This window comes from Rhodococcus sp. NPDC056960 (assembly GCF_042674125.1).
GTDB lineage: Bacteria > Actinomycetota > Actinomycetes > Mycobacteriales > Mycobacteriaceae > Rhodococcus_F.
In genome coordinates, this window is sequence record NZ_JBHURF010000012.1 from 288,663 (window position 1) to 302,100 (window position 13,438).

Here is a 13,438-nt window from a genome sequence, read left to right on the forward strand (position 1 = left end):
TGCGGCAGATGATGCGGCGATCCCGCGAGATGGGTGAGTCGACACCGGCTCGACGATTGCCGGTCTCATTCATCGGGGTGCTCGCCGTCGCCGAGGGCCGTATTCAGGACGGGGCCGGCGACGGCCAGGGCTTCGGGGGACGTCATCCGCCAGTGGGTGGCCGCCACCGGATGGTTGTGCACCACCCCGGTGACCGCGGTCTCCCATTCTCGGGCGGCCCACTCACCCGTGGGATCGTGGGCCGCGGCGGTGAAGAAGATGATATCGCCGTCGAAGCGCTGCGGTCGGTACTCGGACATCAACCGGGAATTGTGTTCCGCGGTCGCCATCAGCCGCGCCACCAGCCGTTCGGTGCGCTCGACGGACTCGCCGGTCAGTTCGGCGAGTGCGACGGCGGCACCATCGATACTCAGCTCGGACAGGGTGTCGGCGGCACCGTCGTCGATGCCGAACCCGGCCAGCAGCTCGCTCATCGAGATGTCCTCGACCGCCCCGTCCTCGGCCACACTCGACCCCACGAAGCTGTCCATCATGGCCAACAGGTCGACCCGCTCGCCAGCCGCCTGGAGCCGGACCGCCATCGCATGTGCGATGACGCCGCCGAGCGACCAGCCGAGCAGCCGGTACGGACCCGACGGCCTGACACGGCGAATCTCGCGGACATAGCGGTCCGCAAGGTCCTCGAGCGATGCGGGCGAAAAGTCCGGCTCCACAATCCCCGGGCTCTGCAGGCCGTAGACCGGCACATCGGTGTCCATATGCTGGGGTAGTGCGGAATAGCACCACGACAATCCGACGATCGGGTGGATGCAGAACAGCGGTGGCCCCGCGCCATCTCCAGCGCGGATGGTCAACAGCGGGCCGAAACCGTCCTCCGTCGCGTCGGCGACCCCGTCCTCGATCCGGCGGGCCAGGGCCTCCACCGTGGGATCGGAGAACATCCACTGCAGCGGGACCGCGGTCTGCAGTTCGCCCCTCAACCGGGTGACGATCCGGGTGGCCACCAGCGAGTTGCCGCCGAGTGCGAAGAAGTCGTCGTCGAGGCCGACCCGGTCGAGCCCGAGCACGTCGGCGAACACACCGGCCACGGCCTCCTCGATCGGATTGGTCGGCGCCCGGAACTCTCTCGCCGCGAACACCGGCGTCGGCAACGCCTTTCGTTCGAGCTTTCCACTCGGGCTCAGCGGAAACTCTTCGAGCACCACCAACACATCCGGCACCATGTAGCGGGGGACCAACTGCCCCGCTACGGCGCGCACCGCCTCCGTGTCGATCGTTCGGCCACTTTCGGGCACCAGGTACCCGACCAGTTGCTGGCCGACGTCGCCCTCGTGCACGATCACCACGGCCTGCGCGACCGAGTCATCGACCAGCAGTGCCGATTCGATTTCCCCCAGCTCGATCCGCAGGCCGCGCACCTTCACCTGGAAGTCGGTGCGCCCCAAGAATTCGAGGTCACCATTCGCGTTCCACCGCACCAGGTCGCCGGTGCGGTAGAGGCGCGCACCGGGTTCGCCGAAGGGATCGGCGACGAACCGCTCCGCCGTCAGGTCCACCCGGCCGTGATAGCCGCGGGCCAACTGCACACCACCGAAATACAGCTCTCCCGGCACCCCCACCGGCACCGGACGCATCCACCCGTCCAGCACGAACGCGGTGGTATTCCACACCGGGCCACCGATCGGAACGGTCAGCACTTCCCGTTCATCGAACCGGTAGGACGTCACGGTGACCGCGGCTTCGGTCGGACCGTACATGTTGTCCAGGCGTGCGCGCGACCTCGTCGCGAGACGCGCCGACAGTTCCACCGGCAGTTCTTCACCACCGACATACACCAACCGCAACGAATCGGGGATCTGCACATCGGAGTCTGCCAGGAGCACCGCCAGCATCGATGGCACGAACTCTGCCACGGTGACCCCCGTGTCCTTCATCAAAGACAGCAAGTACTCCGAATCCCGATGCCCGTCGGGACGCGCGATGACCAACCGAGCACCGACGGACAACGGAAGGAACAGCTCCCACACCGATACGTCGAACGTGACGGGGGCCTTCTGCACCACCACGTCGGAGTCGTCGAAGTCGTATTCGGCGACCATCCACGATTGCAGATTGACGATCGCGCGGTGACTGACCGCCACTCCCTTCGGCCGTCCGGTCGACCCCGAGGTAAAGATCACGTACGCCGGGTTCTCCGGCCGCAGCGGCGTCAGGAGTTCGGACTCCTCCACCCCCATCGCCGAGTACTCGGACAAGTCCACGGCATCGATGTCGAGAACCCGATACCCGGAGGCGGCGAAGCCGTCCCGAGTCGTGGACAACACACATACCGGTGCCGCCGTTTCCAGCACATAATGGTTGCGTTCGCTGGGCTGGTCCGGATCCACCGGCACGTACGCGCCACCGGCCCGGACCACCGCGTACATTCCGACGAGCAGATCCAGCGACCGCCGCATACCCAGCGCCACCAACGACTCCGGCCCCACACCCTCCGCAATCAACAGGCGCGCCAACCGATTCACCCGAGCCGCGAACTCCCCATACGACAACGAATCACCCTCGAACACCAGCGCAGTGGCGTCCGGTGCCCGGCGTACCTGCGCATCGAACCCGTCGAGCAGCAGCACCTCCGAGACAGCGTGCCCGGTATCGTTCCACTCCAGCAGCATCCGATGCCGTTCGTCGTCGTCGAGGACCGAAATGTCCCCGACCGGCGCCGACGGATCCTCGACGACGGCGTCGAGAACCCGCACGAACCGATCCGCGATCCGTTGCACCGTCGCGGCATCGAAGATGTCCGTCGCGTAGGACAACGAACCGACATAGGCACCCTCACCGCCGGACGGCTCACCCAGGGTCATCGACAGGTCGAACTGCGCCGCTTCCCACTCGACCTCGAGCGGCGCGATCGTCAGCCCCGGAAGGTCGACACCCGACTGGGCATAATTCTGGAACGCCAGCATCACCTGGAACAACGGCGAAAACGACTGCGACCGTGTCGGGTTCAGCTTCTCCACCAGCCGCTCAAACGGCACGTCGGCCCGAGCGAACGCCTCCAGATCCGTTTCGCGTACCCGCCCGAGAAGTTCGGCGAACGACTGGTTCGGCTCGCAATCGGCCCGCAAAACCAACGTGTTGACGAACATGCCCACCAGATCATCGAGCGCCGCATCACCCCGGCCCGCGATCGCGGACCCGATCGCAATATCGGACGTGCCGCTCAACTTGGCGAGCAGCACCGTGAGCGCCGCGTGAACCACCATGAACGGCGTCGCCCCCTGCTCACGAGCCAGCCACTCGAGACGTTGCACCGTCACGGCCGGCACGATGAAGTCGACGCTGGCACCGACACCCGACCGCACCGCGGGGCGCGGCCGGTCGAGGGGCAACTCCAGCACGTCCGGCAGACCCGCCAACGCCCCCGCCCAGTACTCGATCTGCTGCGAGATCAGCGACCCCGGGTCGTCCTCGGCTCCGAGGACCTCCCGCTGCCACAGCGTGTAGTCCGCATACTGCACCGGCAGCGGCACCCACCCCGGCTCGTGCCCGGCGCGGCGGGCCGCATACGCCACCACCAGGTCCCGGGCCATCGGCCCCGTAGAGAAACCGTCCGCACAAATATGGTGCACCACCACCGCCAGCACGTGCTCCGACTCCGACACACGGAACAGCGCCCCCCGCACGGGCACCTCGGCCGCCACATCGAACCCCGCACCGAGCACCTCACCCACACGCACCAACAGGTCGGACTGGGCCACCGGCACCGGCGTCACATCCACCACCACCCGCGACGCGGGCACAACAACCTGCGACGGGCCCCCCTCCGAATCCGGGAACACCGTCCGCAACGCCTCGTGCCGACCGAGTAGATCGACGACGGCAGCCTGCAACGCCGCCACGTCGAGGTCACCGGCCAGACGGATCGCGAACGGAACGTTGTAGGCCGCAGAGGACGTATCGAACTGGTTGAGGAACCACAACCGCTGCTGCGCCAACGACAACGGCACCCGCTCCGGCCGCTCCCGCCGCGTCAACGCCCGGCGCCCGCCCTCACCGGCATGCTGCTCGGCCCGCACCGCCAAAGCCTGAACGGTCGACGCCTCGAAGATCACCCGCACCGGCACCCGGGTGTGCAGGGCCGCCCCCAGCCGGGACATCACCTGGGTGGCGATGAGGGAGTTGCCGCCGAGTGCGAAGAAGTCGTCGTCGAGGCCGACCCGGTCGAGGTCGAGGACGTCGGCGAACACACCGGCCACGGTTTCCTCGATCGGGGTGGTCGGGGCCCGGAATCGGCGGGTGGTCAGGACCGGGTCGGGCAGCGCCCGCCGATCCAGCTTCCCGGACACGGTCAACGGCACCGCATCGAGGATCATCAGCTGGTCGGGAACCATGTAGCGGGGCAGGGTCCGGCCGAGGGTTTCACGGACGGTGTCGACGTCGACGGTGAATCCGTCCCCGGGCACCAGATACCCGACCAGCTGCTGCCCGAACTCGCCGTCGTGCACGATGACCACGGCCTGCGCGATCGGCTCCTGCGCCGTCAGCGCCGCCTCGATCTCACCCAGCTCGATCCGCAGACCCCGCACCTTCACCTGGAAATCGGTGCGCCCCAGGTATTCCAGTTCCCCGTTCCGGTTCCACCGCACCAGGTCGCCGGTGCGGTACAGGCGCGCACCGGGCTCCCCGAAGGGGTGGGCGACGAACCGGTCCGCGGTCAGATCGGGGCGGTGCTGGTAGCCACGGGCGACCTGCACCCCCGCCAGATACAGCTCTCCGGGAACCCCGACCGGCACCGGGTGCAGCCGGGCGTCGAGGACGAAGGCCTGGGTGCCCCGGATCGGCGTGCCGATCGGCACCGGCCCGGCCGCCCGCGGCAGGCAGCGGTGCACGGTCGCGGTGACCGTCGTCTCGGTGGGTCCGTAGGTGTTGTCGAGCACCGCAGCGGTGCGGGCGCCGAACCGCGCCGCCAGCTCCGCCGGCAACGCCTCCCCACCGACCGAGACGTACCGCAACGACGCCGGCAGGGTGAGGGCGGAGTCCGCGAGGAACATCGCGAGCATCGAGGGCACGAACTCCAAGATCGTGACCTGCCACTGCGCGGCGGTGGCCACCAGGTACTCGGGGTCGCGGTGCCCGCCAGGGGCCGCGACCACCAGCCGGGCCCCGACCTGCAGCGGGTAGAACAACTCCCATACCGACGCGTCGAAGGTGATCGGGGTCTTGTGCAGCACCGTGTCGTCGGCCCCGAGCCGGTAGCGTTCGTGCATCCACGTCATCTGGTTGGCCACCGACCGGTGGCTGACCGCGACCCCCTTCGGCCGCCCGGTGGATCCGGAGGTGAAGATCGCGTAGGCCAGGTTCTCCGGTCGCAGCGGCGTGCACCGGTCCGCGTCGGTCACCGACGCCGGGTCGTGCCCGGACAGATCCAGATCGTCGACGTCGACGACCGCCGCCGACCCGGGCAACGAAACCCGGTCGACGGTGGTGGTGAGCACCAGCACCGGTGCGGCGGTCTCGAGCACATACGCGGTGCGTTCGACGGGATGCTCGGGATCGAGCGGCAGATACCCGCCACCGGCCTTGAGGACGGCGTAGAGGCCCACCATCATCTCGATCGAGCGGCTCATCGCCACACCGACCAGCGATTCCGGGCCGACCCCGCGCGTGATCAGGTACCGGGCCAGCCGATTGGCGCGGGCGTCGAACTCGGCATACGACAACGACTCACCGTCGAACACCACCGCTGGTGCGGCCGGGGTCCGAAGGACCTGTTCGTCGAACATCGCCGCCAGGGTGACCTCACCCAGCGGGACGGCAGTAGCGTTCCACCGCTCCATCGCCGCCCGCTCGGTGAGGCTGCGCAGCTCGATCTCCCCGACCGGGCGGCCGGAGTCGGTGGTGACCGCGTCGAGGATCGCGGTCAGTTGGGCGGCGAACCCGGCGACCGTCGATTCGTCGAACAGGTCGAGCGCGTAGATGATCGAACCGGTGATTCCGTCCCGGTGCCCGTCGGCGTCGACGATCTCGGTCAGGTGCCATTCGAGGTCGAGTTTCGCGCCGACCATGTCGGTGTCGAGCGGCGTGATGTCCAGGCCGGGTAGCGACACCGCGGCCGGGGTGTAGTTGTGCACCACCAGCAGCACTTGGAACAACGCGGAGTAGGCGGTCGAGCGGGTGGGGTTGAGAACCTCCACCAGCCGTTCCATCGGTACGTCCGGGTGCCCGAAACCAGCGAGGTCGACCTCCCGGACCTGGGCGAGAATATCCGCGAACGACGCCGCTCCGTCGACCCGGCTGCGCAGCACCAGGGTGTTGCCGAACATCCCGACCAGCTCGTCGAGCGCCTGCTCGCCGCGGCCGGCGATCTGGGTGCCGATGGGAATGTCGTCGGTTCCGCTCAGCCGCGCCAACAACACCGCCAATGCCGCGTGCACCACCATGAAGAAGGTGGCATTGCTGCCGCGTGCCAGCCGGTCGATCCGTTCGGCCAGGTCGGCGTCGAGGGTGAAGTCCACCTTCGCGCCGGCCGGAGACTGCACCGGCGGACGGGGTCGGTCGGTCGGCAACTCCACCAGGTCCGGCAGATCCGCCAACACCGTCGTCCAATATCCCAGTTGCCGGGAGATCAGCGACTCCGGGTCGTCCTCGGAGCCGAGGACCTCCCGCTGCCACAGCGTGTAGTCCGCGTACTGCACCGGCAGCGGCGCCCACCCCGGCTCGCCCCCAGCGCGGCGGGCCGCATAGGCCACCACCAGGTCCCGGGCCATCGGCGCGGTCGACCCACCGTCACCGGAAATGTGATGCACCACCATCGCCAGCACGAACTCGCGTTCATCGAGCTGGAACAGCCGCACCCGCAGCGGCACCTCGGCAGCCACATCGAACCCGCGGGCGGCGAACTCGAACACCCGGGCCTGCACCGCATTCACCGGCACCGGCTCCGGGACCAGATTCAATGCCAGCCCCGAGACCGGCACGATCACCTGCGACGGCCCGCGATCGGAGTCGGGGAACACCGTCCGCAGCGCCTCGTGCCGGTCGACCACGTCGGTCACCGCCGCCGCCATCGCCGCCACGTCCACAGCACCGGACAACCGAATGGCCAGCGCAATGTTGAACGCCGCCGACTCCGGATCGAACTGGTTGAAGAACCACATCCGCTGCTGCGCCAACGACAACGGCACCCGGTCGGGCCGAATCCGATGACCCAATACCGGACGTCCGCCGGACCGGTGTTCGGCGGCGTCGACGCGGGCGGCCAGGGCGGCGACGGTGGGGGACTCGAACAGTTCCCGCACGGCCAGCGCGGTACCGGCTTCGGCGTTGAGGCGGGCGATGACCCGGGTCGCGCTCAGCGAGTTGCCGCCGATCGCGAAGAAGTCGTCCTCGGCGCCCACCGACGCAACGTCGAGGACGTCCGCATAGACCCGGGCGATCAGGGACTCGGACTCCGAGCGGGGCGGCACGAACTCGTGCACGGCGAACACCGGCGCGGGCAGTGCCCGCACATCGACCTTGCCGGCGGGAGTCAGCGGCAACGAATCCAGGACGGTGATCGCCGAGGGCACCATGTAGTCCGGCAGCAGTCGCCCGATATGCGCGGACAGCACTGCGGGGTCGAGCGTGTGGCCGCCGGCGGCGAGCACGTACGACACGACGGTACCGGTGCTGGGGTGGGGGACCGTGACGGCCAGTTGGACGCCCGGGTACGAGGCCAGGGCGGTGTCCACCTCCGAGAGTTCGATGCGGTGCCCGCGCACCTTGACCTGGAAGTCGGTGCGCCCCAGGTATTCCAGTTCTCCGGCCCGGTTTCGGCGCACCAGATCGCCGGTGCGGTAGAGGCGGGTTCCCGCGGTCCCGTAGGGGTCGGCGACGAACCGGTCCGCGGTCAGGGCGGCCCGGCGGTGGTAGCCGCGAGCCAGGCCCTGGCCGCGCAGGTACAGCTCACCGGGCGTCCCGAGCGGTACCGGGTGCAGCCGCTCGTCGAGGACCAGCGCCTGCGTCCCCCGGACCGGCTGGCCGATGAGCACCGGATCACCCGCGGTCATCGGCCCGTGCTGGGTGGCCATGATCGTCGATTCAGTGGGTCCGTAGGCGTTGAACATCTTCCGCCCCGGCGCCCATCGGCGTACCAGGGACGACTCGCATGCCTCGCCGCCGACCACCACCACACCGATGCGGTCCAGACCCTCGGGGTCGATCGTCGCGAGAGCGCCGGGGGTGAGGAACATGTGGGTCAGCCCGGCGTCGCGCAGGATCGTGCCCAGTTCCGCACCGCCGTATACGTCGACGGGGACGATGACCATCGTCGCCGCGCCACCGGTGGCCATCAGCAGTTCCAGGATGGATGCGTCGAAGCTCGGGGACGCGAAGTGCAGGGTGCGTGCGCCGGGTCCGACACCGTAGTGCGTCTGCTGTTCGGCAGCGAACGCGGCCAGTCCCGCGTGGGGCACGACCACCCCTTTCGGGGTACCCGTCGAGCCCGACGTGTAGATCATGTAGGCGGGGTTCTCGGGCCGCAGCGGCGCCGGGCGGTCCGCATCGGTGAGTGGGTGATCGGGCTGCGCCTCGATCTCGGCGAGAGCGCCAGGATCGTCGAGAACCGTCCAGGCCACCGTGTTCGGCAGCGTGTCGCGGTGCACGGACGTCGTGACTCCGCTGATCACTGCGGAATCGGTGAGCATGTGGGTGATCCGGTCGGCCGGATAGGTGGGGTCCACCGGCACGAACGCGGCGCCGGTCTTCGCGACCGCCCACTGCGCGAGCACCGACTCCACCGAACGCTGGACCGAGATCGCGACGAAGGACTCGGGGCCGGCGCCGCGGGCGATGAGCTGGCGTGCGATGGCATTCGAACGCCGGTCGAGTTCACCGTAGGTCAGTTCGGTGGGCCCGGCCCCGCCGGTGCCGGTGAACACCAGCGCCGTCGCATCCGGATCCCGTGCTGCGTCGGCGAGTAACTCGGGCAGGGTGCGGACGGCGATCCGATCCGGGTCCTGGGCCAGCGCAGTCTGCTCGGCCGGGTCGAGGATCTCGATGTCCCCGACCACCACGGACGGGTCCGCGACCGCGGCCCGCAGGATGCGGGTGAACCGGTCCGCGAACGTCGCGACGGTCGCCCGGTCGAACAGATCGTGGGCGTAGGTCAGCGTCGCGGAGGCGCCGTCCGGGCCGCCGTGCTCGTCGAACCGTTCCGCCACCACCAGCTGCAGGTCGAATTTCGCGATCGCGAACTCGACCGGCTGCTCGGTGATCTGCAGGGCGGGCAGCGTGATGCGGTGATGATGCGTGTCCTCGAGCGCCAGCACGGTCTGGAAGAGCGGGTGATGGGCCGTCGAGCGCCCCGCGCTGGTGGCCTCCACGATGCGTTCGAAGGGCACGTCGGAGTGCGCGTACGCGGCCAGATCGGTGGCGCGGATGCGTGCGAGCAGCTCTCCGAACGTCAGTGTGGGGTCGACGGCGGCCCGCAGCACCAGGGTGTTGACGAACATGCCGACCACCTCGTCGAGCGCCTGCTCGCCGCGGCCCGCCACCGGGGTGCCGATGGTGATGTCGCGGCCACCGCTCAGCCGCGACAGCAGCAGCGCCAGCACGGTGTGCAGCACCATGAAAGGTGTCGCGTTCGCCGTGCGCGCCAGCTCCGCGACCGACGCATATACCGGGGGGTCGATCGTGAAGTCGATGCCGGCGCCACGGTAGCTGGGCGCCGCAGGGCGCCGCCGGTCAGTGGGCAGCTCCAGTACCTCCGGTATCCCGGCCAGTTCCGCACGCCAGTACGCGAGTTGCCGTGTGGCGAGGGACGTGGGATCGTCCTCCGCGCCGAGCAGCGCCCGTTTCCACAGCGCGTAGTCCGCGTACTGCACCGGCAGCGGGGCCCACGACGGCGGATCGCCGGCGGTACGGGCCGAATAGGCGTGCACCAGGTCGCGGGCGAGGGCCTGGATCGACCAGCCGTCGATGCTGATGTGGTGCACCACCAGCACCAGCACGTGTTCATCGGGGTCCTCGAGTGGCAACAATGTCACGGCGATCGGGATCTGCGTGGTGACGTCGAACCCGCGGGTCACCGCCGCCGCGATCCGGGCGTCGAGTTCGGTGTCCGCGACCACGTTCGTTGCGGTGTCGATCAGGTCCCGGCCGGCTGCGGTGTGGGTGGGCAGGATCCGCTGGTGCGGGCCGTCGGGTGTGTCGGGGTACATCGTGCGCAGCGTTTCGTGTCGTTCGACGATGTCCGCGACGGCGCGGCGGAGGGCGGCGACGTCGAGGGTGCCGGACAGTCGCAGCGCGGCCGCCACGTTGTAGGCGCCGGAGGTGGGGTCGAAACGGTTGAGGAACCACATCCGGGATTGCGCCGGCGACAGCGGAATCCGGTCGGGCCGGGGTGCGGCTTCGAGCGCCGGCCGCGGCCTGTTGCCTGTGTGCGGCCGGTCGATCACGGCGGCCAGGCCGGCGACGGTGGGGGCCTCGAACAGCTCCCGGACGCTCACCTCGGTGCCGAACGCGGCGCCGATGCGGGCGAGTACCCGGGTGGCGATCAGCGAGTTGCCGCCGAGGTCGAAGAAGCTGTCCGACACCCCGATCCGCGCGGTGCCGAGAACCTCCGTGAAGATCTCGGCGAGGGTGTGCTCGGTGGGGGTGCTGGGCGGGATGAAGTCCGCGGAACCCGCGAACTCGGGTGTCGGCAACGCTTTCCGGTCGAGTTTGCCGTTCGCGGTCAGCGGCAGTTCTGGGAGTATCACCAGGGCGGAGGGCACCATGTAGCCGGGAAGGGTGGCGGCGGCGGTGTCGAGGACGGCTCGCTCGTCCGCTTTCGTCCCGTCCGCGCACACCACGTATCCGGCGAGGTAGTCGCCGGTGGTCCGGTCGTGGCGGACCACCACCACGGCTTGCGTCACACCCTCGTGTCGGCGTAGCGCGGCCTCGATTTCGCCGAGTTCGATCCGCTGCCCGCGGAGCTTGACCTGAAAGTCGGTGCGCCCCAGGTAGTCGAGCTGCCCGGTTGGCAGCCACCGGACCAGGTCGCCGGTGCGGTACAGCCGGGTACCGGCCGACGGGTGCCCGGCTGCCGCGTCGAAGGGGTTCGCGACGAACCGGTCCGCGGTCAGGTCCGCCCGGCCCTGGTATCCGCGGGCGAGTTGTATCCCGCCCAGGTACAGCTCGCCGGGCAGCCCGATGGGTACGGGGCGTAGTCGCGGGTCGAGCACATAGGTTGTGGTGTTCCAGACCGGGGCCCCGATCGGCACCGTGGTGTCGTCCGGCCCGGTCTGGTAGGCGGTCACGTCGACCGCTGCCTCGGTGGGTCCGTACAGGTTGTGCAGCTGCGCCCCACTGACGCGGTGCAGATGGGTCGCGGTGGTCGGTGGCAGCGCCTCGCCGCTGGTGAACACCCGGCGTAAGGACGTGCACCGGTCGAGGTTTGCCCCGGCCAGGAACACCTCGAGCATCGACGGGACGAAATGGACGGTGGTGACGGACTGGTCGCGGATCACCCGTTCGAGATAGATCGGGTCGCGGTGCCCGTCCGGTGCGGCGATCACCAGCCGCGCGCCGGTGTGCAACGGCCAGAACAGCTCCCACACCGACACGTCGAACGTGACGGGGGTCTTCTGCAGCACCACGTCGTCGGCGTCGAGCGGGTATCGGTGTTGCATCCACAGCAGCCGGTTCACGATGCCCTCGTGTGGCACCGCGACACCCTTGGGTCGGCCGGTGGAGCCGGAGGTGAAGAGCACGTAGGCGGGGTGGCGCGGGTGCAGCGGCGCCGACCGGTCAAGGTCCGTCACCGGGTCGGCGGGCCGATCCGATACATCGAGGGTGTCGAGGTCGACGACCGGGGCGGCGCCCGGCAGCGCCGCGCCCCTGCCGCCGGTGGTGAGGATCAGGACCGGATCGGCTGTCGCCACCACGTGCTCGAGGCGTTCGGCCGGCTGGTCCGGGTCGATCGGGACGTACGCGCCGCCGGCCTTGATCACGGCGTAGATGGCCACCAGCAGGTCCACCGACCGGTCCGCCGCGATGCCGACCAGCGATTCGGGGCCCACCCCGGCGCCGATCAGGTACCGGGCCAGCCGATTCGCGCGTGTGTCGAACTCGGCGTACGACAGGACCGTGCCCTCGAACGCGACGGCGGGGGCGTCGGGTGTGCGGATCACCTGAGCGTCGAACAGCGCGGTCAGGGTGGTGTCCGGCACCGGGTGCGCCGTCGCGTTCCAGGCGTCGACGACCAGTTCCCGCTCGCCCGCGGCGAGGATGTCGAGGGCACCGACCACGGTGTCCGCACCACCGGCGATGGTCTCGAGAATCCGGGTCAGTCGGGCGGCGATCGCGCTGACGGCGGCGCGGTCGAAGAGTCCCTGCTGGTAGCGCAGACTCAGCCGCAGTCGGGGTTCGAGGATCGTCAGCAGGGTAATCGGGTAATGGGTGGCGTCGCGGGCATCGAGTCCGGTCACCCTCATGCCCGCGATGTCAGTATTCTCATCGAATCCGGACGTGTCGACGGGGTAGGACTCGAACACCGACAGGGTGTCGAACAGGTTGCCCAGACCCGCCCGGGACTGGATGTCGCCGAGCCCGACATGGTGGTGGTCGAGCAGAGCGGCCTGCTCGCCCTGCAGCCGGGTCAGCAGCTGTCTGAGGGTCTCGTCCGGGTTCACCCGCACCCGCACCGGCAGCGTGTTGATGAACAGCCCGAGGATGGTCTCGACGCCGGGCAACTGTGGGGGGCGCCCCGAAACGGTGGCGCCGAAGACGATGTCGTCGCGGGAGAGCATCCGGGACAGCAGGATTCCCCACGCCGCCTGTAGCACGGTGTTCATCGTGACCCCGCCGCGCTGGACCACCGCGGCAAGCGACTCGATCAACGCGTCGGGCAGCGCGATGTCGACCTCGCCGGGCACCGAATGGTGCGCCGGGGACGTCTGCGGCGCCAGCAGCGTCGGCTCCTCGAGTCCGTCCAGTGCGTTTTCCCAGGCGCGGGCGGACTCCCGCTCGTCTCGGTCGGACACCCATTCCAGGTAGGTCCGGTACGAGGGCGGCTCCGGCAGGGTGGCGGGGGCGCCGCCGGCGGCGTAGCGCACCAGCAGCTCGCGCACCAGCAGGGGCATCGACCAGCCGTCGAGGATGATGTGGTGGTTGGTGATCGCGAGCACAGACCGCTGCGGTGCGGTGCGGATCAGCAGCAGCCGCAGCAGCGGTGGCCGGGTCAGGTCGAAGCGGGCGACCCGGTCCGCGTCGAGCAGTCGCAGCAGTTCCGCCTCGGCGGCCGGCCCGGAACCGGTCAGATCCACCTCACGCCACGGCAGATCCACCGTATCGACCACGAGCTGCGCGGGCACCCCGTCGTCTAACGGTGACGTCGGATATTCGAACTGTCCGAATGCCTCATGATCTCGATGATCGTCGGCTGATCTCGACGGCGTAGTTGGTCCAGTCCCCGGCG

The 13,438-nt window shown here is 69.3% G+C and carries 1 pseudogene; it reads right to left on the reverse strand.

Features of this window, described 5'->3' with window-relative positions:
- Nucleotides 1–65: 65 nt before the first annotated feature.
- Nucleotides 66–13,343 (reverse strand): annotated as a pseudogene (locus tag ACFTWF_RS21030) (amino acid adenylation domain-containing protein); the annotation flags it as partial.
- Nucleotides 13,344–13,438: the final 95 nt, after the last annotated feature.